The 21,619-nt window shown below is 70.5% G+C and carries 20 protein-coding genes; 7 read left to right on the top strand and 13 right to left on the bottom strand.

Going from position 1 to position 21,619, the window contains the following annotated elements; translation table 11 throughout:
- Positions 1 to 81 precede the first annotated feature (81 nt).
- Positions 82 to 1,995, top strand: a complete 1,914-nt coding sequence (locus HLK59_RS26845) for a PE-PGRS family protein (RefSeq protein WP_240982658.1) — start codon at positions 82 to 84, stop codon at positions 1,993 to 1,995.
- Positions 1,996 to 2,038: 43 nt separating this feature from the next.
- On the opposite strand, the gene HLK59_RS26840 is transcribed toward HLK59_RS26845, so the two are convergent.
- Positions 2,039 to 3,421 carry a hypothetical protein gene (locus tag HLK59_RS26840; RefSeq protein WP_171144090.1) on the bottom strand — a complete coding sequence of 461 codons (1,383 nt, stop codon included), beginning with the start codon at positions 3,419 to 3,421 and terminating at the stop codon, positions 2,039 to 2,041.
- A gap of 113 nt (positions 3,422 to 3,534) precedes the next feature.
- Between HLK59_RS26840 and HLK59_RS26835 the strand changes: the two genes are divergently transcribed.
- Both HLK59_RS26835 and HLK59_RS26830 read left to right on the top strand, forming a co-directional pair.
- A complete protein-coding gene (locus HLK59_RS26835; RefSeq protein WP_171144089.1) occupies positions 3,535 to 3,903 on the top strand; it encodes a VOC family protein in 369 nt (122 codons plus the stop codon).
- A gap of 58 nt (positions 3,904 to 3,961) precedes the next feature.
- On the top strand, positions 3,962 to 4,420 hold the full coding sequence (locus tag HLK59_RS26830) for a hypothetical protein (RefSeq protein WP_171144088.1): 459 nt from the start codon (positions 3,962 to 3,964) through the stop codon (positions 4,418 to 4,420).
- Here the strand turns inward: HLK59_RS26830 and HLK59_RS26825 are convergent.
- Both HLK59_RS26825 and HLK59_RS26820 read right to left on the bottom strand, forming a co-directional pair.
- Entirely contained in the window at positions 4,390 to 5,220 is an 831-nt protein-coding gene (locus HLK59_RS26825; RefSeq protein ID WP_171144087.1) for an alpha/beta fold hydrolase, read from the bottom strand. The two genes, HLK59_RS26830 and HLK59_RS26825, sit on opposite strands and share 31 nt — an antisense overlap.
- Complete coding sequence (locus tag HLK59_RS26820) at positions 5,217 to 5,807, bottom strand: TetR-like C-terminal domain-containing protein (protein WP_171144086.1); 591 nt, start codon at positions 5,805 to 5,807, stop codon at positions 5,217 to 5,219. Before HLK59_RS26820 ends, HLK59_RS26825 begins: the two co-directional genes overlap by 4 nt.
- A 178-nt stretch (positions 5,808 to 5,985) precedes the next feature.
- Here HLK59_RS26820 and HLK59_RS26815 point away from each other — a divergent pair, with 178 nt between their 5' ends.
- The 4 genes from HLK59_RS26815 (at position 5,986) to HLK59_RS26800 (ending at position 9,454) form a co-directional block, all read left to right on the top strand.
- Positions 5,986 to 6,708 carry a VOC family protein gene (locus HLK59_RS26815; RefSeq protein ID WP_171144085.1) on the top strand — a complete coding sequence of 241 codons (723 nt, stop codon included), beginning with the start codon at positions 5,986 to 5,988 and terminating at the stop codon, positions 6,706 to 6,708.
- A gap of 52 nt (positions 6,709 to 6,760) precedes the next feature.
- Positions 6,761 to 7,288, top strand: coding sequence for a hypothetical protein (locus HLK59_RS26810; RefSeq protein ID WP_206327624.1), 528 nt, complete (start codon positions 6,761 to 6,763; stop codon positions 7,286 to 7,288).
- Between the two features lie 247 nt (positions 7,289 to 7,535).
- The gene (locus tag HLK59_RS26805; protein WP_171144084.1) at positions 7,536 to 8,135 is read left to right on the top strand and encodes an ArsR family transcriptional regulator; all 600 of its coding nucleotides are present in this window, start codon (positions 7,536 to 7,538) and stop codon (positions 8,133 to 8,135) included.
- A complete protein-coding gene (locus tag HLK59_RS26800; RefSeq protein ID WP_171144083.1) occupies positions 8,132 to 9,454 on the top strand; it encodes an MFS transporter in 1,323 nt (440 codons plus the stop codon). The genes HLK59_RS26805 and HLK59_RS26800 overlap by 4 nt, the downstream gene beginning before the upstream one ends.
- Here the strand turns inward: HLK59_RS26800 and HLK59_RS26795 are convergent.
- The 10 genes from HLK59_RS26795 to HLK59_RS26750 form a co-directional block, all read right to left on the bottom strand.
- Entirely contained in the window at positions 9,415 to 10,482 is a 1,068-nt protein-coding gene (locus tag HLK59_RS26795) for an endo-1,4-beta-xylanase (protein WP_171144082.1), read from the bottom strand. The genes HLK59_RS26800 and HLK59_RS26795 overlap by 40 nt on opposite strands.
- A gap of 2 nt (positions 10,483 to 10,484) precedes the next feature.
- The gene (locus HLK59_RS26790; RefSeq protein ID WP_171144081.1) at positions 10,485 to 11,111 is read right to left on the bottom strand and encodes a hypothetical protein; all 627 of its coding nucleotides are present in this window, start codon (positions 11,109 to 11,111) and stop codon (positions 10,485 to 10,487) included.
- A gap of 27 nt (positions 11,112 to 11,138) precedes the next feature.
- On the bottom strand, positions 11,139 to 11,945 hold the full coding sequence (locus tag HLK59_RS26785) for an ABC-2 family transporter protein (RefSeq protein WP_171144080.1): 807 nt from the start codon (positions 11,943 to 11,945) through the stop codon (positions 11,139 to 11,141).
- The gene (locus HLK59_RS26780) at positions 11,945 to 12,748 is read right to left on the bottom strand and encodes an ABC-2 family transporter protein (RefSeq protein WP_171144079.1); all 804 of its coding nucleotides are present in this window, start codon (positions 12,746 to 12,748) and stop codon (positions 11,945 to 11,947) included. Before HLK59_RS26780 ends, HLK59_RS26785 begins: the two co-directional genes overlap by 1 nt.
- A 1-nt stretch (position 12,749) precedes the next feature.
- Positions 12,750 to 13,745 (bottom strand): ATP-binding cassette domain-containing protein, encoded by a 996-nt coding sequence (locus HLK59_RS26775; protein WP_171144078.1) that lies wholly within the window; start codon positions 13,743 to 13,745, stop codon positions 12,750 to 12,752.
- Between the two features lie 124 nt (positions 13,746 to 13,869).
- Positions 13,870 to 16,728 (bottom strand): glycoside hydrolase family 2 TIM barrel-domain containing protein, encoded by a 2,859-nt coding sequence (locus HLK59_RS26770; protein WP_171144077.1) that lies wholly within the window; start codon positions 16,726 to 16,728, stop codon positions 13,870 to 13,872.
- A gap of 64 nt (positions 16,729 to 16,792) precedes the next feature.
- Positions 16,793 to 17,680, bottom strand: a complete 888-nt coding sequence (locus HLK59_RS26765; RefSeq protein WP_171144076.1) for a carbohydrate ABC transporter permease — start codon at positions 17,678 to 17,680, stop codon at positions 16,793 to 16,795.
- On the bottom strand, positions 17,677 to 18,642 hold the full coding sequence (locus HLK59_RS26760) for a sugar ABC transporter permease (RefSeq protein WP_171144075.1): 966 nt from the start codon (positions 18,640 to 18,642) through the stop codon (positions 17,677 to 17,679). The genes HLK59_RS26765 and HLK59_RS26760 overlap by 4 nt, the downstream gene beginning before the upstream one ends.
- Positions 18,643 to 18,662: 20 nt before the next feature.
- Positions 18,663 to 19,922: an extracellular solute-binding protein gene (locus HLK59_RS26755; protein WP_171144074.1), complete on the bottom strand. Its 1,260-nt coding sequence runs from the start codon at positions 19,920 to 19,922 to the stop codon at positions 18,663 to 18,665.
- A 255-nt stretch (positions 19,923 to 20,177) separates the two neighbouring features.
- The gene (locus tag HLK59_RS26750; protein WP_171144073.1) at positions 20,178 to 21,428 is read right to left on the bottom strand and encodes an ROK family protein; all 1,251 of its coding nucleotides are present in this window, start codon (positions 21,426 to 21,428) and stop codon (positions 20,178 to 20,180) included.
- Positions 21,429 to 21,619: the final 191 nt, after the last annotated feature.

The following is a 21,619-nucleotide window of genomic DNA, read 5'->3' as shown; positions in this document are numbered from 1 at the left end:
GACTCTCGTGGGCTCGGAGAAGTGTATAGTAGACAGCTCCGACCCCACCGCCACGGCCGGTTCCGTCTCCCACCCGACGACATGCCGCCCGCGTTCGCGTGGCGGCATGTCGTCGGGTGGGAGACGGAACCGGCCGTGGCGGTGGGGTCGGAGCGGGGCGATCCGGTCGCCGAGGTCAACGCTCAGTGGTTCCGGCTGGCGTCCGAGGCGGGGATCCTCGGTGGGGACGGGGTGTTCCTCGTCGACGCGGGGTGCTCGCCCCGGCGGTGGACACGGGTCAGGCTCGCCGCTGAGTGGGATCTCGCCGGGGTGCTCGCTGAGCTGCCCGGGCAGCCGGAGTTCCTGACGCTGTCGCTGGACGGGGACACCCTGCTGGGTGTCACGACCGAGGAGTACGCGGTCTGGCTCGTCGCCGTGGACCGGATCAGGGAGCGGCAGGAGGAGGCCGCGCAGGCCGCGGGCCGGGAGACGGCGGAGGACCGGGCAGCCGCCTGGGAGTCGCTGTTCCAGGGGCCGAGGCCCTCGGAGAGGGTGCTCGACGCCTGGGCGAGCGGGCTCTCGCTCAACGCGGCCACCCCGAAGGAGCTACGGCCCCAGCTGGTGGACAGGTCACCGTATGCGATGTACAGCACACTGCCGACGGAAGCCCGGGACGCCGCCCTGTCCCATCCGGACTGGAAGACGCGGATGCGGGCGGCCGAGAACCAGCCGGACATCACCCCCGAGCAGTGGGCCCGAGTGATTCTCGGCGAGGAGAGCGAGCGCCAACGGTGGCTGCTCACCATGATCGCCGCCGAGCGCTGGGCCGAGCTCGACGAGGACACCTGCCGCAGGCTCGCCGTCGATCCGTCCCCGCGTGTGCGTTCCGAGGCCGCCCGCCTCAGAGGCCTGCCCGCCGATGTGTCGGTCGCGTTGGCCGCCGATCCCGACGGCGGTGTGCGGGCCGTGGCCTGCCTGTCGGCCTGGTCCCATCTCGACGCCGCCGCACGGGAGGCGCTCCTGGTCGATCCGCACGGCACCGTGCGTATCCGGTCCCTGCTGCTGCACCATCGCCAACACCCCATGCCCCGGGCGGTGTTCGAGACCCCCGAGGTCCAGGGCGTCCAGGACATCCGGCGCCAGGCGCTGGAGACCTGCCGCCTGGAGCGCGCTCTCGCCGAACACCTGGCACGGCACGGCGAGTCGGACGAGCGCCGCTCGCTGGCCCGCAACCCGCGTCTGGACCCCGACCTCGTCGCCCTCCTCGCCGAGGACTCCGACGCCGACGTCCGCTACGTCGTGGCGAAGCGGGCCGACCTCACCGAGGAACAACGCGCGCGCATCGACTTCGAGTTCGACCTGGACCAGCACTCCTGGGCACTCGACTGGGTCGTCGCCCTGCACGAGGACGAGGACGCCATGCGCCGCCTGGCCACCTCCTCCCACCCCCTGGTCCGCAGAAGCGTCGCCCGTGCCCGCCGGCTGCCACCGGACGTCGTCGCACGCCTCGCCCGGGACGAGGACCGTGTCGTGCAGCTCTTCCTGGCCGAGTCCTGCGACGACGCGCCCGCCGACATGCTCCTGGCGGTGTGGCGGTGGTGGACCGGCAGCCTCAGCACCCCCGACCGGCCGCGCGGCCACCCCAACTTCCCCCGTCACGGCCTCCTGCGCTACGCCGACGACCCCAGCCCGCGCATGCGCCAACTCGCCCTGGACGACCCGAAGTCCACGCCCGAACTGGTGGAACGGCTCAGTCGGGACCCCGACGAGGAGGTCCGGTACCGCGCCGCGACCGACCCGCGGCTCTCGGCGGCGGCGGCCGCGAGGCTGTTGGAGGACCCCCACGAGCACATCCGGCACGCCGCCGCGCTCCACCCTAGGCTGCCGGCCCGGCTCCTGGTCCTGCTGCTCAGGACGGGCACCGGCAACGCGGAGACGGCGGCCCGGAATCCGGCGCTGCCCGCCGAGGTCGTACGCCGGATGGTCGGAGTGCTCACCGCCCGCGCGGCGGACTGACCTCCCCCGTGCAGGTGGGGACGGGGGAGGGTGTGGCGCGTGATCAGGGCGTCAGACGGCTGATCTTCAGCGTCTTCGTCGTCGGGGACGCCCCGGTGAGGGCGGTCGCGTACGACGGGGTGACGGCTACGGACGCCCAGGTCAGCGTCCCGTCCTTCTGGACCGCGATATCACCGGTGATCCGTGTGTTCACGATCTTGTCCGAACCCTGGAACTTGCCGTTCCAGTCGATGAGACGCAGATGGGTGCCCGCGAACGTGCCGGTGCAGGTGCCGGCCGTGCACTTGGCGTTCTTCACGGACTCCCAGGAGAGCAGGAGCCGGTCCTTGCCGTACGGGGCGAGGCGGACGTTGACGTGGTCCGTGCCCTTGGTGGTGGAGAGGTAGACCGCCTTGCCGGGACCGGAGTTGCGGTTCTTCATGAAGGCGACCGCGACCTGATGGGTACTGGTCTTCGGCGTGACGGACCAGCCGCGCCCGCTGGAGTCGTCGGGGTTCTTCTTGGCCGACGCGGCACCCCGGGAGGCGAACGCGGTGGCGTAGCGGCCGGTGGAGGACTTCACCAGGTCGCCCGTACGACCCGCGAACGTACCGCCGCAGTAGCCCGCCCAGCACTGCTCGCGCTGCACCACCGGCGCGACATCGGGAGCGCCGATACCGGTGGACACGAACAGGCCCGAGCGCCAGTCGTCGAAGCAGAGGGAGGTGAAGGCGCCGGACGTCTCGGCGTGCAGGGCGATGCCCTCGTTGTGGCTGCACCCCCAACTCCAGCCGCCGCTCGCCTTCTTGCCCTTGGCGCTGACGTACTGCATCTTGTCGCCGAAGTGCCCGTCGGCGAACCCGCCCGCGCCGTGCACCACGAAGTAGGCGCCGTACTTGGTGCCGTTCCAGGTGAGTTGTCCGTCGAGCGTGGGGGACGTGTCGTTGGTGGCGGTGCCGGTGAGCTTGGTCTGGAAGGTCTTCTTGCCGTTCGTGTAGCGGACGATCGCGGCCGCCGTCTCCTTCCACTTGTTGGTGTCGGAGACCCGGGTGAGCAGCGCGAACCCGTTGTCGTGCGCGACCAGCCCGCCGACCTCCTTGGCGCCCTTGACGATCGTGTCCGCACCCGAACGCTTGCCGGCCGCCGTCAGCGGTGTGACGTGGATGCCGTCGGAGGCGGGCCAGGCCACCCGCAGGGTGCCGTTCGGGGCGGCCGCCGTCGCCGTGCGCGTCCACTCGCGGCTGTTGTTGTAACCCGCCGACAGGTAGGGGAACTTGGCGGACAGGGTCACCGAGGTCGTGGACACGGTGAGTCCGGTGGCCGTGCTCGCCCCGGCGGTGGCGTACCAGGCGCCGACGAGCGCGGCCGTGGCGGCGAGCCCCGCGATCAGTGGCTTGCGGGCGCCCCGGATACGGCGGTGGCGCGTGGTGCGTCGTGCTGAAGTCATGCCCTGAAGTGGCCGCAGGTGCGGGAAGGGTTGCCGCGCGCGCCGATCTTTTCGAAGAACGCGCCGACTGTGCCTGTTGATCTCTTCTCAGGCGCTGCACAAGAATCCGCCGTATGACTTCCGCCATCCGTCATACGACGATCGACTGCGCCGACGCCTACGCCCTCGGCGGCTTCTGGTCCCAGGTCCTGGGCCTGCCCCTGCACGAGGACGACCACCCCGGTGACGAGGAGGCGCTGATCGAGGCCGCGGGTCTGCTCTTCGTCACCGTGCCGGAGCCCAAGACGGCCAAGAACCGGATCCACTTCGACATCCAGCCGCAGGACCGCACCCGGGACGAGGAGGTCGAGCGGCTGCTCGGCCTGGGCGCCACGCTCTTCGACGACCGGCGCAAGGCGGACGGCACGGGGTGGGCGGTGCTGACCGATCCGGAGGGGAACGAGTTCTGTGTGGAGCGCAGTGCGGGGGAGCGCGGCGCGTAGCGGGCCCCTCGGGGACACTTCGGCGGGCACCGAACCGACACCCCCCTAGCGTGCCGGTATGACCGACAACCCGCGGGAAACCCCCGCCCGTACCGTCACCGGGATGGTCGACCACGTCCTCGCCCTGGCCGCGACCTGGACCGCCTGGGACGGCAGGCCCCACGAGATCGACGACCGTGTCTACACCCCGCACAAGGCGATCCGCCGGGTCGCCGACCACCTCGTCGACCATCTCGCGGAGATGGAGGCCCGGCTGGCGGGCGTGGACCCCCGGCCGGACCACTGGCACGCCTCGGCGATCACGACCGAGGCGGACCTGGCTCCCTTCTCCCAGGAGGACCTGGACGAGGCCCGCAGCCGCCTCGGCCGACTGGCCGGGATCTGGTCCGCCCGCCTCGGCGCGCTCACCGAGGCCGAACTCGACGACTCCCCCGGCGAGGGCTGGAGCTTCCGCGAACTCGCCCTCCATCTCGGGGGATCGACGTACTACGCGGACGCGGTGGGCGACCTGTCGTGATCGCGCTCGCCCAACCGGGCCGAGACGCCGAGCGCCGTGGTGAGGTGCTCGGCGAAGGCTTCGGGACGCTGGACGGCGCCGAGGTGTCCGCCGGGGAACTCGGTGAAGGCGGCGCCGGTCCGCTCGGCGACGAACTCGGCGGTGCGGTACAGGAGTTGGCCGCGCGAGTCGGTTCCGGTGGCGAGGGTGAGGGGGCCGGAGGACAGGGCGGTGAGATCGGGGTCGTAGGCGGTGAAGGGGAGGAGGACGTGGGCGAGCGAGAGGGCCATGGGGTTGCTCAACTCCTCCTCGCGGGTGAGGGGTTGACCGGCGAACGGCGTCGAGGCCGGCTGTTCGGTGAGTCCGGCGGTCATCCGTGCGGCGGCGGCGCGCAGCCCGGCGGTGCGATAGATGTCGACCACGTCCCGGAACATGGCCCGCTGCCGGTCCCCGTCCGGCAGTACGCCCACACACGGCGGTTCGTGCGCGACGACGTGCCGCAACCGCTCCGGGTGCCGGGCGAGCAGGTCGAGGGCGACGACGGCGCCGGCACTGGTGCCGAGGACATACGCGGTGTCGCCGTCGGCGAGGACGCTGTCGAGCACCCGCCGGGCGCGGTCGCTCCAGTCCTCGACGCGCTGGTCGTCGACGGGTGAGCCGAGCCGGCCGTGGGCCAGTCCGAGGGGGTCGAGGACGACGACGGTGAACCGGTCCGCGAGCGCGTCGGTCAACGGGCCGAGCCCCATGGGATGGCCCGCCCCGCCGGGGAGGACGAGGAGCACGGGCCCGCTGCCGTGGATGTCGTAGTGGAGGTCGGTCACTTCTCTTCGCTCTCCTCGTCTTCGCGGGGCCAGTTCTGGAGCAGGACGTGCAGGGCGTCGATGGCGCGTTTCCAGGACTTCTGTACGTCACGGGGGGCGCCGAAGCCGCCGCTCGCCTCCAGCGCGCAGTAGCCGTGGAAGGTGCTGCGCAGCAGGCGGACGGCGTCGGTGAGGTCGGGTTCCTCCAGGCCGTAGGCGCGGAGCATGCCGTAGGTGATCTCGGCGGTGCGGCGCAGGCCGGGGGAGTCGGCGACGAGGGCCTGGTCGACGCGGATCTGGGTGGCGGCGTACCGTCCCGGCCGTTCCAGCGCGTACTCCCGGTAGGCCCCGGCGAACGCGGCCAGCGCGTCCTTCCCTGCCCGCCCCGCCACGGCGACGGCGATCCGGTCGATCATCTCGGCCCCGGCGAGCAGCGCGACCCGGGTCCGCAGTTCCTGAAGACCGCGGACGTGTGAGTACAGACTCGCGTCCTTCACCCCGAAGTGCCGCGCCAGCGCGGAGAGGGTGACGCTCTCGAACCCGACCTCGTCGGCGAGGTCGGCGGCGGCCGCGGTGAGGCGGTCGGGGGTGATTCCTGCGCGGGCCATGGGGTCTCCGGGGTGCCGAAGAGAAACCTAGGGAATCTAGGTTACACGCTAGTACATGAAGGTCCGGTCGAATATTGGGCTGCGGGTGACCTCGCCTCGCCCCTAGGCTTCCGCCTCGGGGGCCGGTGGGGCGTCCTGTCGGCGATGGCCGGGCAGCGGATCGGAGATGCGCGGGGCTATGACTTGTCATCTGTTCGCGATGTGTTTCGACGCCAGTGAGCCGCAACGCCTCGCGGGATTCTGGTCCGGGGTCCTGGGGCGGGAGGTGGCCGACGATCCACTCGACGGCGTCGCGCTGCTGCCCGCCGATGAGCACGGGTTCCGACTCCGCTTCCTGCCGACGGGGGAGAAGAAGATCGGCCAGAACCGGATGCACTTCGACCTGACGAGTGCCTTCCCGGAACAGCAGCAGGAGACGGTGGAACGGGCCCTGCGGCTCGGCGCGCGGCACATCGATGTCGGCCAACTCCCGGAGGAGGGGCACGTGGTGCTCGCCGACCCCGACGGCAACGAGTTCTGTGTGATCGAGGCGGGCAACAACTTCCTCGCCGACACCGGGTTCATCGGAGCGCTGGCCTGCGACGGTTCACAGGCCGTCGGCTACTTCTGGAGCGAGGCGCTGGGCTGGCCGCTGGTGTGGGACCAGGACGAGGAGACCGCGATCCAGTCGCCGCACGGCGGGACGAAGATCACCTGGGGTGGTCCGCCGGTCGCGCCGAAGACGGGTCGCAACCGACTGCACTTCGACCTCGCGCCACCCGCCGACGGCGACCAGCAGACAGAGGTCGACCGTCTCCTCGCGCTCGGGGCCGAGCGCGCCGACACGGGCCCGGGCGGGACCGGCCGGATCGCGATGATCGACCCCGACGGCAACGAGTTCTGTGTGCTGACGCCCCGGTAGCGCCACGGGGTGCCGCCGAGCATCCCGGCACGGCCTCGGCACCACGCCCCAGTTGCGCATCACCGCCACCGCCACCGCCGGACCGCCCCCTCTCCTTGTGACGGACCAGATGGCCTACGACCTGAAAGCAGTGATCGCCGAAGAGGCGGCGCTGCGCCGCGCGCTGCGGGACGTGCCTGCCGCCCGGGCGGCGTCGATCGGGCAGGGCCTGTCGCTGATGCCGATGACGCATGCCCTGTTCGAGTCCCTCGCGCACGGCGGGGGTGGCGGCGCGCTGGGGTTCCGGCGGTTGCCGGAGCCGTTCGAGAAGACCCTCGCCGCCTGGTCGGCCGACGGGCCGGTGGCCTACGTGGAGGCCGAGTACTTCGGTGGCGCGGGCGAGCAGCGGGCTGTCGTGTGGGACGGCGGCACCGTCGTGCTGGGGCCGCTGCGAGTGGAGGAGGGGGAGCCCTTTCCGTCCGACGGCAGCCCGCTCTCGCGCGCGCTGCGGAGGCTGGGGGTGGTGGCGGGTCCCGGCGAGGACGAGTTCTCCGCCGTGGGCCTGGGGCGGCATCGACACAGCGGGGCGTGGATCGCCTGACACGCCCGTCACGCCCGCCGGAGTTCGCCTGGTTGTCGTGAGCCCCGCCGACAGCACTCCCAGCTTGTCGAACGCATCGTCGGACCGTCCGATGAACCCGACGATCTGCCGGCCGGAGAGCGCCGTGAAGGCGGCCGAGAAGATCCGGATACGCCCGTCCTTCTGACCCTGTGGCAAGGCCGGTTGGGGAAACAGTGAGAGTCATGAGAGTTGACTCTCATATTGTGTGAGAGGACACTCTCACGTTATGGATTCCGGTAATCGCTTCGGCGACTTGGAGATCACCGACCCGAAGGCCATGCGCGCCCTGGCGCACCCCGTACGGCTCGCCGCCCTGGAGCGGTTGCAGCGGTACGGGCCCGCCACCGCCACCCAACTCTCCCCCCACGTGGGGGCAACCCCGTCCGTGACCAGCTGGCATCTGCGCCACCTCGCGGGATTCGGGCTGGTCCGGGACGCGCAGGCCGGAGCGGACCGGCGCGAGCGGCGCTGGGAGGCCGTGGCGCGCGGATACCGGTTCGAGGTGCCCGAGGACGAGGAGGGCCGGGCGGCCGCCCAGGTGCTCGCCGGTGAGATGTTCGCGAGCCGTGCGGAGCTGCCGATGCGCTGGCTCACCGAGACCGCGCCGCGCCTGGAGCCGGAGTGGATCGGCGCCGCGATGTCCAACAACACCGGGATCGTCGTCACCGCCGAGGAACTGGCCGCGCTCAAGGACGCCATGGAGGAACTCCTCGCCCCCTACGTCACCCGCGCACCCGCACAGCGGCCACCGGACGGCAGGGGCGTACGGATGCTGCTGTACGCGCTGCCGGAGGCGGCGGACGACGAGTCCGGGACGCCGGAATGAGGCGCCCCCGGACATCTCTCCCCGAGACCTCCCTGTGGCGCGACCGTCCTTTCCGGCTCACCTGGGCCAGCGGCGCTGTCTCACAGTTCGGCGACCGGATCTCCGAGGTGGCGGTCCCGCTGATCGCCGTCGGCCTCCTGGACGCCTCGGCGGCACAGGTCGCCCTGCTGACCGCGCTCGCCTGGGCACCCAACCTGCTCGGGATCGTGCTGGGCGCCTGGGTCGACGGGCGGCGGCGCAAACGGCGGCTGCTGATCGTCACCGATCTGGTGCGGGCGGGCGTGCTGCTGTCGCTGCCCCTCGCCTATCTGTGGGGCACGGTCACGCTCGGCCAGCTGTACGCGGTGGCCCTGCTGACGGGCCTCGCGGGCGTGGTGGCCGGCTGTGCTTGGCAGCCGCTGTTCGCGCGGCTGGTGCCGCCCTCGTCGTACGTCGACGCCAACAGCAGCTTCAGCGCCGCCCGTTCCGCCTCGTTCGTCGCCGGTCCCGCGGTCGGTGGAGGCCTCGTGCAGGCCCTCAGCGCGCCGGTCACCGTCGTCGTGGACGCCCTGTCCTTCCTCGCCTCCGCGCTGCTGCTCGGCCGGATCAAGGTCGACGAACCGGCGCCCGCAACCCGATCCGGCGCCGCCGTACCCGCGCTGCTGCGCGACGCCCGCGACGGTCTGGCCTTCGTCGTCCGGCACCCGGTGCTGCGGGCGAGCCTCGGCTGCTGTACGACCGTCAACTTCTTCACGTTCCTGGCGGGCACCGGCATGGTGGTGCTGTTCGCCGACCGTGTCCTGCGACTCTCCCCGGGGGCCATCGGGTTGACCATGGGTATCGGGGCGACCGGCTCCCTCGTCGGCGCGCTGACCGCCCCGCGGCTGTCCCGCCGCGTCGGTGTCGGGCGCGCCGTCGCCGTGGGAGCCGTGCTGTTCCCGGCGCCCTACGCCCTCGCCGCGGTCGCCGGCGGACCGGCGTGGGCCGCCGCCGGATGCCTGGGCGGCGCCTATTTCCTGGTGGGCCTCGGGGTCATGTGGTTCGACGTCAACCTCAACTCCCTTCAGACCGCGGTGACGCCGGACGCCCTGCGCAGCCGGGTGACCGGCGCCTTCAGCACCGTCAACTACGGCGTGCGCCCCCTCGGCGCGCTCGCCGGAGGGGCGCTCGCCACGGCCTTCGGTCTGCGCGCGACCCTGGTCGCGGTCGCCGTCGGTGGGGTGCTGTCGGTGCTGTGGTTGCTGCCGTCACCGATACCGGGGATCCGCTCCCTGGCGGAGCTCGCCGCCGAACCGGCGTCTCAGACAGCCGGGTTGAGCCCGTTGGACAACCCTGTGTAGGCGGGCTTCGCCGCGTAGGCCTCGTCGTACGGCAGGGCGGCGCCGTAGCCGGTGAACGTGCTCGGTATCCATGAGTACTTGTCGGTGACGCCCCACAGCGTCACACCGGCGCAGCGCGCCACGCCCAGGCAGTTCTCGCTCGCCAGCTTGTAGTCGGCGGACTGCCGGGCGAGTTCGGCGGCGGAGGCGGGCAGCGGGATGCGGATGTCGAGTTCGGTGACCGACACCTCCAGACCGAGGTCGGAGAAGCGCTTGAGGTTCGCCTTCATCGTCGACGGCACCCCGCCGACCACGAAGTGCGACTGGAACCCGATGCCGTGCAACGGCACGCCCTGGGCGAGGAGTTGCTTGGCCAGGGCGTACAGGGCGTCGCTCTTGGCGTTGTCCGCCTCGATGTTGTAGTCGTTGATGTAGAGCCTGGCGGTGGGGTCGGCCGCGTGGGCCCACTTCAGGGCGTTGGCGATGTAGCCGGTGCCCAGCTTGTCCTGCCACAGCGAACCGCGCATCGAACCGTTCTCGTCGAACGCCTCGTTGACGACGTCCCACGCGTAGATCCTGCCCTTGTAGCGGCCGACGGTGGTGTCGATGTGCTTCTTCAGGAGCGTGTTCAGCTCGGACGCGGAGAAGCCGCCGTTCTTCAGCCAGGACGGCAACTGCGCGTACCAGGCCAGGGTGTGGCCCCGTACGCCCTGCTTCTTCGCGACGGCGTGGTCGACCAGCCGGTCGGCCGCCGCCCAGTTGTAGCTGTTCCGGCTCGGTTCCAGGGCGTCCCACTTCATGGCGTTCTCCGCCGTCACCGAGTTGAACTCCCGGTCCAGGACGGTGGTGTACGACGAGTCCGAGGTCAGCGGGGCGTCCCCGACGGCCGCACCGATCCTCACGCCGCGCCCGTCGGCGTACCCGCGCAGAGTGGTCGCGGCGGAGGCACCGGGCGTCAACTGGGGGACGGCGACGGCCGCGACGGCGATCAGCGCGGCCGCGGCCGTGAGCGGGAGGGGGCGGAAGAGGCGTCGGCGGCGATGGGACACGGCTACTCCTGGGGGCTGCGGGTCGGTCCCCCTCCAGTCGCCGCCGCGTCCCGGCAGGTTGCCGTCACCGCCGTCACCGCCGTCACCGCCGTCACCGCCGTCACCGCCGTCAACGCCTCCAGCGCGCGCCACACCGCGTCCGGACCTTCGGCGTCGAACACGAGCTGGGTGCCCGCGTCGTCGGGGACGGACACGACGTACGACACCGGCGAGAGCGACAGGCCGCCCCACGTCTCGCGCCGGTGCTCCAGGGCCAGGACGCGGCCGCACCGCTCGCACCTCATCCACGGCACCAGAGCCGTGCCGTCCGCGTCGACCGGCTCCAGGCCCTCGACCACCCGCACCTTCCCCTGAGCCCCGGGCAGGTCGACGATGTCCGTGGCGAGCTGGTCCCACACCCCCCACTGCGAGGCCATCGCCGCGAGTTCGGCCCGCGTCACGTCGTCCACGGACAGCCCCAGCGCGAACAACCGGTCGACCAGATGAAAGAGGCCGCCCTCCTGCTCACCGATGTCCCAGCACCCCTGGACCTGGTCCCGGTCCTCGGCGTCCGGCAGCAGCCCGGCGAGCCGCGACCACACGGCCCTTTCGGCGGCGTACGCCCTCACCCGTTCCCGTCGATCGTCCATCGCGCCGAGCCTAATCCGGACTTCCCCTCATCCGTTGACCCCGGTGTAGTGCTTGAGGCTGAAGATCCACAGCCGGCGCGACCCGAGGTACGCGAGTGCCCCCAGCAGAGGTGAGGCCGCCGCCAGCCAGTACGGGACGCCGGTGTCATGGCCGTGGCCGGTGAGCACGGCGGCCGGGAAGTAGGCGACGAACGCGAGCGGCAGACCGTACGTCAGGAGGCCGCCCACCGCCCTGGGCAGCACGTTGAGCGGGTAGCTGCCGAAGGTGCCGAGGAGCTCCTCCAGCCAGCGCCCCCAGTAGTCGGCGGCCGGGAAACGCAGCGACGCGCAGGCCACCACCGTGAACAGGGCCGCCTCCAGGAGCAGTCCGCCGAGCACGGCCACGACCAGGTACGAGATCCGGCCGGCCGTCCAGTCCAGCTCGCTGCGGCTGAGCGCGCCCGCCATCAGGCCCGCGGCCACCGTCAGGTCGCCGATCGCGTTGGTCGGGAAGTAGGAGAGCTGGAGCTGGCGGTGGACCGGCATCGGGCGGACCAGGTAGGTGTCGATGACGCCTTCCTGGATGTGCCGGCCCAGACCGTGCACCCGGCCGAGGAACAGCACGAACAGTCCGTGCGCCAGCATCCGTGTCGCCGGGATCAGCAGCACGTCCGAGCTGTCCCAGCCGCCCATCCCGGTGAACCGGGTGAGCAGCACCGTAGCGAACACGATCACCGACACCTGCCAGACCGCGCCGATGGCGATCATCATCAGGAACTCGGAGCGGTACTCCAGCTGGGCACGGAAGTTGAGACGCGTGATGCGCCACGCGATCCGGACGGCGTTCACAGTCATCAGCCTCCCTGCGAGATGACACGGCGGGCGGCCCGCCGCCACAACAGACGGGTGAACAGGGCCAGTACGAGGACCCAGCCGAGCTGGATCGCCAACTGGAGTGGGGCGTCGGACAGTTCGATGCGGCCGATGTAGATCGACAGGGGCACGCTCAGCGTCGCCTGGAACGGCAGGAACGTGCTCAGCGTGATGAACCAGTCGGGGAAGAACCACAGCGGCGCGTACACCCCCGCCAGCAGGTTCTGCGCGAAGATCAGGATGAGCATCGCGGCGCCGTTGCGCAGGGTCCAGAAGCACAGCTGGTCGATGACGAGCATGACGTAGTACAGGACCCACTGGCCCAGCAGCAGACTGAGCGCGAACACCCCCGCCACGGCCGCCGACCCGGGCGGTTCCACGACACCGGCCGCCAGGCAGACCGCGTATCCGCCGAGCGCCCAGGCGAAGCCGTACAGCTGCTCCCCGAAGGCACGCAGGGCGTAGTACCGCTGGGGTTTCAGCGGGCGCAGGTACCAGTAGATGATCGTGCCGAAGTGCATGTGCTGGAGCACGGTGTCGCGGCCCGCGTACTGGTCCAACTCCCGCAGCCGGGAGGCGAGTACGGCCAGCACCGCGTACGTCACCGCCTGGTCGCGGTCGAGTCCGGCCGTGGTGCCGGTGTTCTGGTAGAGGCCGTGCCACAGGGACGCCACCAGCACGATCTGCACGGTCAGGCGGAGCAGGGCGGCCGTCATACGGGGCGGGGTGTGCAGTTCGCCGAGAGGGGTGACGCGGGCGGCACGCCAGGCGTGGACGGTCGCCATGTCAGACCTCTTCCGCATGGACGTAGGCGGCCCGCATCACGTCCTCGAGGTCCGCCTCGTCGAGCGCGATGTCCGTCACCTCGTACCGCTCGATGACGGCCTTGAGGGCCTGGTGCACGGTCGGCGCGTCGGGGCCGTCGGGGCCGAACACCAGGCGCGGGCCCGTCTGTTGGAGCAGGGTGATGCCCGGCAGCGGGACGATCTCGGCGTGCGGGTCGGCGAGGGTGGCCCGCACCTGCCAGGTCGAGCCGAACTTGCGGCGGATCTCGTCGAGGGAGCCGTCGAGGACCAGCCGGCCGTGGTTGACGAGGACGACCCGTTCGGCGAGCCGCTCGACCTCCGTCATGTCGTGGGTGGTGAGCAGGACCGTGCGGCCGCGCTCCTCGACCTGGTGCCGCAGGAACTCCCGTACCTGTTCCTTGACGACCACGTCCATGCCGATGGTGGGTTCGTCGAGGAAGACGACCGGCGGATCGTGGAGCAGCGCGGCGGCGAGGTCGCTGCGGACACGCTGGCCCAGGGAGAGATGGCGTACCCGGGTGTCCCAGAAGGACGACAGATCCAGCAGGTCGTCGAACTCCGCGAGGCGGGCGGCGTGTTCGGCCCTCGGCACCTCGTAGATGTCCCGCAGGATCGCGAACGACTCACGCACCGGGAGGTCCCACCACAGCTGGGTGCGCTGCCCGAACACCGCGCCGATGTTGCGGGCGTTGCGCTCGCGGTCCTCGTAGGGCACCACGCCCGCGACCCGGGCATGGCCCGCGGTGGGGGTGAGGATGCCGGTGAGCATCTTGATGGTGGTGGACTTGCCGGCGCCGTTGGGTCCCAGCAGGGCGAGGAGTTCGCCCGGGGACACGTCGAAGGTGATGTCGGTGACGGCGTGTTTGGCGACCCGTTCCGGGTTGACCAGGGAACGGACCGCGCCGGTGAAGCCCGGTCGGCGGACGGTGGAGTGGAAGGTGCGGGACAGTCCGCGGACCTCGATGCTGCCAATCAAGTGGCATCAACTCCTTTGTGCGAAAACAGAACTGCGGCCGGTCGGCATGGATGCCGACCGGCCGCTGGCGACGTCCCGACAGTGTCGGAATGTCGATCAATCAGTCAATCGATTAATCGTTCTCTTACCTGGTGGTCGAGAACACGAACGAGAACTCCGTCGGCTCCGCCTTCAGGTGGTACTGCGGCAGCGGGCCCGGCCCGCAGGACTGCGAGCCGACGCCGTGGTGGCCGTGGTCGAGGTTGACCCACACCGTCTCGCCCGGGACGAGGTCGGGGCGGTGGGCGGCCGCGTCCAGCTGCTCGGTCGTCCAGCGGCGGGCGGTGAACCAGAACTCCGGGTCGCCCTCGATCCGCAGGCCCCCGATCTCCGCCCAGCGGACGTCGGCGCGGGCGCCGTTCTCCTGCGGGCGGAGGTACGGCGTCTGAAGATCGTCTACAGTCGACCGCCAACGGCCGACGGTCGACGCCAGACGGCTGTCCGGATACGCCTCACCGGGACCGCCGCCGAACCACTCCACCGCGTCCGCCTCGGCCAGCCCGAGCCGGACGCCCAGGCGGGGCAGCGGCACCGTCCACTCGCCCTCGGGCGCCACGGACACCGTCAGCTTCAGCCTGTTGCCGTCGGAGGTCCACCGGTACACCGTGGCCAGGCCCACCTCGCGGGCCGCCGGCGACACCCGGGTGCGGACCGTCAGCGCGTCGTCGGACAGCTCCACCGAGTCCAGGCGGTGCCGCATCCGGTGCAGCCCGAGGGTGCGCCACAGCTTGCTGTAGCAGATGCCGCCGTTCCACTCGCCCTCGTCGTTGTCGGTGGTCGCCCGCCACACGTCCAGGCGCGGGCTCTCGACGGCGATCCCGCCGACCGTCCGCAGCGCACCGGTACGGGCGTCGAAGGAGGCCGGGCCGAGCGTGATCCGCCGCCCGTCGAGCACGGGCCCGTCGGTGGCCGCGACGGACGGCAGCGGGCGGGCGGCGACCGGGAACTGGCCCCACGCCACCACATGACCCATCGGCCCCCACGAGGAGTCGTCGGCCAGCAGAGCCCGCACGGTCCACCGCGTCTCCGCGCCCCGGTGGTCCGCGGGCGGCTCCGGCAGCTTCACGTCGGCGCTCTCACCGGGCTTCAGCGCGGGCACCGACAGCGAACCCGACTCCACGCTCTCGCCCTCGACCTCGTACGACCACGTGAAGGCGAGCGCCGACAGGTCGGCGAAGTCGTACTTGTTGGTGACCCGCACGGTGCCGTCGCCGCCGTCGCCCTCGATACGGACGGGCTCGATGACCTTCTTGTACTCGATCAGACCGGGGGACGGCGTGCGGTCGGGGAAGACCAGGCCGTCGCAGACGAAGTTGCCGTCGTGCAGCTCCTCGCCGAAGTCGCCGCCGTAGGCGTAGCCCAGCTCGGGGTGGGCGATGCCGTGGTCGATCCACTCCCAGATGAAGCCGCCCTGGATCCGGTCGTACTTCTCGAAGAGCTCCTGGTAGTCGGCGATGCCGCCGGGGCCGTTGCCCATGGCGTGCCCGTACTCGCACTGGATGAAGGGAAGGCGCCGGCGCCCCTGGGGGCCGCCGTCCAGTTCCTTGCCGATCCGCTCGACCTCGGCGTGGTCGGCGTACATCCGCGAATAGACGTCCGTGTCACGGCAGTTCCAGTCGCCCTCGTAGTGCACGAGGCGCGAGGAGTCCCGGCCGTGGATCCACTCGGCCATCGCGGTGAGGCCGCGGCCGGTGCCGGCCTCGTTGCCCAGCGACCAGAAGACGATCGACGGGTGGTTCTTGTCGCGCTCGACCATGCGGGCGGCGCGGTCCAGGAGGGCCGGGGTCCAGCGGTCGTCGTCGACGGGGTTGTCGCGCCAGTCCTGCTCGTGGAAGCCGTGGGTCTCCAGGTCGGCCTCGTCGATGACCCACAGACCGTACTCGTCGCACAGGTCCAGGAAGGCCGGGTGCGGCGGGTAGTGCGAGGTGCGCACCGCGTTGAGGTTGTGCCGCTTCATCAGCAGCACGTCCTCGCGCATGGTCTCCAGGTCGAGGGCGCGGCCCGTCTCGGGGTGCCACTCGTGGCGGTTGACGCCCTTGAAGAGGACCGCCCTGCCGTTGACCTTGATCAGGCCGTCCTCCAGGACGATCGTGCGGAAGCCGATCCGCAGCGGGACCCGCTCGCCCCCGGTGACCAGCTCACCGTCGTACAGCCGCGGCGACTCCGCCGTCCACGGCTCGACCGCCACCGTCACCGGCTCGCCGGTCGCGACATCGATGTCGAGCGCGGCGACCCGCACCCGCCCGTCCACGTCGGAGTCGACCCGCAGCGTGCCCTCGCCCGTGACGTGGTCGTAGTCGGCGTGCACGAAGAAGTCGAGGACACTGTCCGCCGGGCGGTGCAGCAGGGTGACGTCACGGAAGATGCCGGGCAGCCACCACTGGTCCTGGTCCTCCAGGTAGGACCCGGCCGACCACTGGTGGACGCGGACGGCCAGCACGTTGTCCACGGGCTTCAGCAGATGGCCGACGGCGAACTCGTGGGCCACCCGCGAGCCCTTGAACTCGCCGATGTCCGTGCCGTTCAGCCAGACCCGGGCGCAGGACTCGACGCCGTCGAAGCGCAGGACGGCGCCCGCCTCCGAGAGGTCCCAGTCCCGCGGCAGGTCGAAGACGCGCAGGTGGTCGCCGGTCGGGTTCTCGGTCGGGACGTGCGGCGGGTCCACCGGGAAGGGGTACAGATGGTTCGTGTAGATGGGTGAACCGTGCCCCTGGAGGACCCAGTGCCCGGGGACCGACACCTCGGCCCAGTCCCCGGCGTCGTAGCCCTCCTCGGCGAACGAGTCGTCCTCGGCGTCGATCGTCGGTGACACGCGCAGCCGCCAGCTGCCGTTCAGGGAAAGGGACTTGGCGTCCGAGGCCGTGTACCAGGCGCGGGGCGGCAGCGCCCCGCGGCCCGGTGACACGTCCTCGACGTAGTCGACGTCGGTGGTGCGGAAAGACATCGGTCTCCAGGTCGTGTGAATCGTTGGGTGAATCGGCGTGTGAATCGGCGGGTGGGTCGAGTGATCAGCCCTTGATGCCGGTCTGCGCGATCCCCTGCACCAGCCAGCGCTGGAGGAAGAGGAACACGAACACCAGGGGCAGGATAGAGATGGCCGTGGCCATGAAGATCAGGTGGTAGTTGACGGTCTGGTTGGTGGCGTACGACGAGAGCGCGACCTGCACCGTCCACGCGCTGGGGTCCTGGCCGATGACCAGGGGCCACAGGAAGGCGTTCCAGCCCGCGATGAAGGTGATCGTCGCGATCGCCGCGAAGAAGTTCAGCGAGTTGGGCACCACGACGCGCCAGTACGCACCCCAGTAGCCGAGCCCGTCCACCCGCGCCGCCTCCTCCAGTTCCTTGGGGAACCCCAGGAAGTACTGCCGGAACAGGAAGCAGGTGAAACCACTGAACAGGCCCGGAATGATCAGACCGCGGTAGGTGTCCACCCAGCCGAGCGACGAGACGAGCACGAAGCTCGGCACGAAGGTGACGGCCGTGGGCACCATCAGGGTGGCCAGGACGGCGTAGAAGACCTTGTTGGCGTGCTTGTACGGGATGCGGGCCAGGCCGTAGCCGGCCAGCGAGCAGACCAGCAGGATGCCCGTGGTGTGCAGGACGGCGACGACCAGGGAGTTCCACATGGAGCGGGCGAAGTCGACGGTGACGTCGTCGAACGGCTCCTTGACGTTGCTCCACTGGATGTCGGTGGGGAACCACTTCCATTCCTCGCCCGTGATCTCCGGGTCCGTCATGAAGGCGTTGCGGACGATCAGATAGAACGGGATCAGGAAGAGGAGGGCGGCCACGCCGGTCGCGATGTACAGACCGGTGCTGCCCATGACGCCGCCGAGACGCCTGGCCCCGGCCGGTTTCTCGGGCGCTTTCCTGACGTCGGGTGCTGTGGTGGTCACTGGGACTCCTCACCCCTTCCGAAGCCCATGATCTTGCCCTGGAGCAGGGTGACGAGGCAGATGAGCGCGGTCAGGATCAGCGCACCCGCGCTGCCCGCGCCGTAGTTCTGGTTCTCGCCCAGTGCCATCTTGTAGAGCTCGACCAGCGGCGGCATGCCCCAGGTGGCCTTGCCGAGCAGGATGAAGAACTCGTCGAAGGCCTGGTACGCGGCGATGAGCAGCAGCAGGATCACCGCGGTCGACGTCGCGCGCAGCTGGGGCAGCGTGATGTACCGGAAGGTCTGCCAGCCCGGCTTGGCTCCGTCGATCGCGGCGGCCTCGTACAGCTCCCGCGGGATGTTCTGGAGCGCCGCGAGGAAGAGGATCATGTAGAAGCCGGCCTGGAGCCACAGCCGGACGGTCACGATGACCAGCCAGTACCACGGTGGGTCGGGGTTGCCCAGCCAGGCGATGTTCTCGACGCCGAACCAGCCGATGACCGTGTTGGCCATGCCGAAGCGGACACCGTTGAAGATGGACATCTTCCAGATCAGCGCGGCGGCCGCGTAGCTGACCGCGGTCGGCAGGAAGAAGACCGACCGGACGAACGCCTTCATGAACCGCAGGCGGTTCACCAGCAGCGCAAGGCCGAGCGACACGGCCCAGGTGGTCGGCACGATGAAGGCGGCGAACACGGTGAACGTGACCAGGGAGTTCCTGAAGTCCGTGTCCGACAGGATCATCCTGAAGTTCTCGAGCCCGACGAACTCGCTCGGTGTGACCGTGAACCGGGCCTCGAAGAAGCTCAGATAGAGGCTCCAGCCGATCGGCACGAAGACGAAGATGATCAGGCCGATGAGGAACGGCCCGGTGAAGAGCCAGAAGTTGAAGGTGCTGCTCGCCCTCAGGCCCCGCCGCGGCCGGTCCTTGGAGACCTTGGCCGGGGCGGGGGAGGCGACCCCGCGCGTGGTGGTGGTCGACATGTCGAGATCCGTCCGCCGGCCTATCCGAAGAGCTTCGTGAGCTCGGCGTCGACCTTCTTCTCGGCCGCGGCGAGCTGGGCCTTCGGATCGGCGTCCTTGCGGACGGAGTTCGCCATCACGTCGTTGACGGCGGCGATCATCGCCTGCGTCCAGCCGATGTTGTCGAAGTGGCCGAACTCGTTGAAGAGCTTGACGCCCTCGGCCGGCAGACCGGACTTGAGCTTGGTGGCGGACTGGGCGATGGAGGTGCGCGGCGGGATGTGGAACCCGTAGGAGAGGGCCCAGTCCTCCTGGTACTTCTTCTGGTCGATCCACAGCCACTTGACGTACGCCTTGGCCGCTTCGAGGTTCTCGCTCTTGGCGTTGACGAACATCGACCAGCCGCCGTTGGTGACGGACTGCTTGCCGGCCGAGCCGACCTTCGGGAAGGGGAAGACGCCGATGTCGTCGCCGAGCGCCTCGATCATGGCGGGCATGGCCCACATGCCGCACCACTGGATCGAGGTCAGACCCTGGGTGAAGGCGGACGGGTCCCACCAGTCGGTGGGGGAGTCGAGCAGCAGGTTGCCGCTCGTGAACAGGCCGCGCAGCTGCGTGAGGCCCTCGGCGACGGCGTCGGTGTTGAAGGCGGGCTTGTTGTCCGCGGTGAGGGTGTCCGCGCCGGCCGACCAGATCAGCGGGTTCTGCACCGTGGTGATGTCGTTGCCGAGGAAGGCGCCCTTGACCTTGCTGGTGGTGAGCTTGTCCGCGGCCTCGATCAGTTCTTCCAGGGTCTGCGGGACCTCGATCTTGGCCTTCTCGAACACCGAGGGCCGATAGAAGAAGAACTGCGGGTCGTCGATCATGCGGACGCCGTATATCTTCCCGTCGACCGTGTGCGACGAGATGTCGGCCTGGTTGAAGTCGCTCTTCACCGGCTCGATGATGTCGGACAGGTCGGCCACCTGACCGCTCTTGATGAGCTGGATCTGCGGGTGGAACTCGAAGACGTCGGGCGCGTTCTTGGTGAGCAGCGCGGCGAACAGCTTCTGCTCGAAGTTGTTGCCGGTGATCCACTGGGTGGTGACGTTGGCGTCCTTGTAGGCCTTCGCATAGCGCTTGATGGCCTGCTCGGTGCCCGCCTCGCCGTACGCGTGGAAGTACTGCACCAGGCTGTCGCCGGAGCCGCTGCCGCGACCGGTGTTGCCGCCGCACGCGGCGAGGGAGCCGGCGGCGGCCATACCCATGGCGGCCCGCAGAACGGTACGGCGGTCCCAGCTGACGTTTCTCATTGCCGACATGCTGACGTCCTTGTCTCGAGTACGGCTGCGGCCCTGCGCCCGGTGCCTGAAGCGGCTCAGCGCCAGGTGGCTCAAAGGGTGGTGCGGTGCGGGACGTTAACCTTCGGCTAAGGCTTCGGCAAGGGGTTGGACGAAGTCTGTTCGAAGCGTTGCGGAGCGTTCGGGATACCGGACGCGACGGGGTGCGGGCCGCCCCATGGGAGGGCGGCAACTCCCCCTCAGGCGCCAGGAGTTGCTGCCTCTCGGAGCAGCGGACTACCGCGGGTCGTGCGTGTTCGCTCTCGCGGACGCGGCGGTGCGTTTCGGCGACTTCTGGCCGACCGACTGGAGGGCTCCTTCGAGCGCGAACGTCGCCGCGCCCAGGCACACCGGGTCCGTGGGGATGGGGGAGAGGACGATCTCGGTGGCGGCCATCGGCCGGGGCAGCGCGTGCCGGGCGACGGCCTCGCGCACCTCCTCGACCAGGTGCTCGCCGAGGGCGGCGGTGACCCAGCTGCTGAGCACGATCACCTCGGGGTTGAACAGGTTGACCAGGTTGGCGATCCCGGCGCCGAGGTAACGGACCGTGTCGCGGAGCGTGTTGACCGCCACCGGATCCTTCCGCCGCAACCCCTCGGCCAGCGCGGCGATGGTGGCCGTCTGGTCGTCCTCGTGCAGCAGCGGGCTGTCGGGGCCCAACTCCCGCAGACTCAGCATGATCCCGGACGCGCCGACGTACGCCTCCACACAGCCGTGCTTGCCGCAGCGGCACGCCCGGCCGTCCAGGACGATCGTGGTGTGGCCCCACTCGCCGGCGCTGTTGCTGACCCCGCGGTGCAGTCCGCCGCCGAGCACGAGCCCGGCGCCCACCCCGGTACCGAGGTTGACCACCACGGCGTTGCCGCGTCCGCGCGCGGCCCCGAACCACAGCTCGGCCACCGCGGAGGCGCGCAGCGGGTTGTCCAGGTACAGCGGGTAGGCGATGTGCTCGGTGAGCAGGTCGAGCAACGGCACGTCGTGCCAGTCCCAGTTGGGCGCGTACTCGGAGAACCCGGTGTCCCGGTCCACCTGGCCCGGCACGCTCACCCCGACGCCCAGGACCCGGGCGCCCTCGATGCCGGCCTGCGCGACCACCTGGCCCACGACCGCGGCGACATGACCGACGACCTGCTCGGGGAGGCTCTCGCCCGGGCGGACGTCCTCCTCGGCGCGGGCCAGCACGTTCAGCGCGAGGTCGAACAGCTCGACATGGACGTAGGTCTCCGCGATGTCGACGCCGATCAACGCGCCCCCCGACGCGTTGACCGCGACGAGTCCCCGGGGGCGGCCTCCCGCCGAGTCCTCGAACCCGACCTCCGTGATCATCCGGAGGTCGAGCAGCTCGCCGACGAGCGTGGCGACCGTGGCCAGGCTCAGCCCGGTGGCGGCCGCCAGCTCCTGCCGGGAGGTGGGCGACGCGGCGATGATCTGGCGCAGCACCTCGTAACGGTTCGCGGTGCGGATGTCACGTGAGGTGCCGCGCTTCATCGAACTTCCCTCCCTGGCCGGCGTCGGTCCGTGTGCTCGGCCGGGGGTCCGGGGGCTGTCCCCGGGATGGCACAGCACAGGGTTGCCCCCGTCCCGTCGGCTCCCGCGGGGACGGCATCGGCACCGGCGCGGCGCAAGGCTATGGCCCGCCGGGGACTTTCGACAAGGGGTTAGGAAAGGGGCTTTATAAA

Source organism: Streptomyces sp. S3(2020) (assembly GCF_013044505.1).
Lineage (GTDB): Bacteria > Actinomycetota > Actinomycetes > Streptomycetales > Streptomycetaceae > Streptomyces.
The sequence above is the reverse complement of the archived record's forward strand: the minus strand, read 5'-3'. Positions and strand labels throughout refer to the sequence as shown.

Excerpts from the sequence above, each read along its gene's own strand:
- HLK59_RS26845 (WP_240982658.1), top strand. The coding sequence starts at position 82 with ATGCCGCCCGCGTTCGCGTGGCGGCATGTCGTCGGGTGGGAGACGGAA.
- HLK59_RS26840 (WP_171144090.1), bottom strand. The coding sequence starts at position 3,421 with ATGACTTCAGCACGACGCACCACGCGCCACCGCCGTATCCGGGGCGCC.
- HLK59_RS26835 (WP_171144089.1), top strand. The coding sequence starts at position 3,535 with ATGACTTCCGCCATCCGTCATACGACGATCGACTGCGCCGACGCCTAC.
- HLK59_RS26830 (WP_171144088.1), top strand. The coding sequence starts at position 3,962 with ATGACCGACAACCCGCGGGAAACCCCCGCCCGTACCGTCACCGGGATG.
- HLK59_RS26820 (WP_171144086.1), bottom strand. The coding sequence starts at position 5,807 with ATGGCCCGCGCAGGAATCACCCCCGACCGCCTCACCGCGGCCGCCGCC.
- HLK59_RS26815 (WP_171144085.1), top strand. The coding sequence starts at position 5,986 with ATGACTTGTCATCTGTTCGCGATGTGTTTCGACGCCAGTGAGCCGCAA.
- HLK59_RS26805 (WP_171144084.1), top strand. The coding sequence starts at position 7,536 with ATGGATTCCGGTAATCGCTTCGGCGACTTGGAGATCACCGACCCGAAG.
- HLK59_RS26800 (WP_171144083.1), top strand. The coding sequence starts at position 8,132 with ATGAGGCGCCCCCGGACATCTCTCCCCGAGACCTCCCTGTGGCGCGAC.
- HLK59_RS26790 (WP_171144081.1), bottom strand. The coding sequence starts at position 11,111 with ATGGACGATCGACGGGAACGGGTGAGGGCGTACGCCGCCGAAAGGGCC.
- HLK59_RS26785 (WP_171144080.1), bottom strand. The coding sequence starts at position 11,945 with ATGACTGTGAACGCCGTCCGGATCGCGTGGCGCATCACGCGTCTCAAC.
- HLK59_RS26780 (WP_171144079.1), bottom strand. The coding sequence starts at position 12,748 with ATGGCGACCGTCCACGCCTGGCGTGCCGCCCGCGTCACCCCTCTCGGC.
- HLK59_RS26770 (WP_171144077.1), bottom strand. The coding sequence starts at position 16,728 with ATGTCTTTCCGCACCACCGACGTCGACTACGTCGAGGACGTGTCACCG.
- HLK59_RS26760 (WP_171144075.1), bottom strand. The coding sequence starts at position 18,642 with ATGTCGACCACCACCACGCGCGGGGTCGCCTCCCCCGCCCCGGCCAAG.
- HLK59_RS26755 (WP_171144074.1), bottom strand. The coding sequence starts at position 19,922 with ATGTCGGCAATGAGAAACGTCAGCTGGGACCGCCGTACCGTTCTGCGG.
- HLK59_RS26750 (WP_171144073.1), bottom strand. The coding sequence starts at position 21,428 with ATGAAGCGCGGCACCTCACGTGACATCCGCACCGCGAACCGTTACGAG.